Annotated in this window: 1 protein-coding gene; it reads left to right on the top strand. The window is 29.9% G+C overall.

All coding sequences use genetic code 11. The annotated features are described in order from the left end of the window. The first annotated feature begins 257 nt into the window (after positions 1-257). Positions 258-611 carry an SdpI family protein gene (locus K8344_RS13955; RefSeq protein WP_237609289.1) on the top strand — a complete coding sequence of 118 codons (354 nt, stop codon included), beginning with the start codon at positions 258-260 and terminating at the stop codon, positions 609-611. The last annotated feature ends 208 nt before the right edge of the window (positions 612-819 follow it).

Raw genomic sequence — 819 nt, 5'->3', positions numbered from 1 at the left:
CCGTTGTGGTGCATTTAAGAAAAATCGTGAAAACCTGAAAATTAGGCGAAATGGAAGGCCGAAAAGAAACTGATTTTTTTTGGTGCGTAAAAGCAAAATCGAAAATTTGAGATATAAAGCGGACTTCTGACAAGCAAAACGCAATGGAAACGTGAAAAATATTGTGGAATAAAAAAAATAAACTGAAAGCACTGCGCCGAAATTTACTCTGATATATAAAATTGGGGAAGAAAAAATTGATTTAAAAAAAATAAGAGGTGGAAAAATTAATAACAGACAACCATTTATTTATTATTTGTTTTGGATTTGGTATTATTTCAATAGTAGCAGGATTGATAATGCGTAAATTTCCACCAAAGAAAATCAACGCACTTTACGGATATAGAACTTCGAGTTCTATGAAAAATCAGGAAAGATGGGATTTTGCACAAATTTATTCATCAGCGGAAATGATTAAAATAGGACTTTTAAATATTGTTATTTCATTCATAAATTTTATATACTTTCTGACTGAAATAACCTCTATGATTTTAGGATTAACAATTATGATTTTATCTATAATTGTGCTTCTATTCAGAGTAGAAAATGCAATAAAAAAGAAATTTAAGTAAGAGAAAAAAACGCACCACAACACCGTATATAACAAATAGCTGCGTCTTTTCTAAATCGAAAATTTTGGTATATTTGGAAAGTCGCCAATTTTTTATTTTTGGCGTTTTAGAAGTTTAAAGATAAAAACTTAAAACAAAAAATTGGCTTGTGGCGCAACCGAAAAATTAGCGCATTTTTGCACGCTACTTGTCATATACACACACGTTG

Source organism: Aequorivita xiaoshiensis, from assembly GCF_022008395.1.
Taxonomy (GTDB): domain Bacteria; phylum Bacteroidota; class Bacteroidia; order Flavobacteriales; family Flavobacteriaceae; genus Aequorivita; species Aequorivita xiaoshiensis.
The sequence above is the reverse complement of the archived record's forward strand: the minus strand, read 5'-3'. Positions and strand labels throughout refer to the sequence as shown.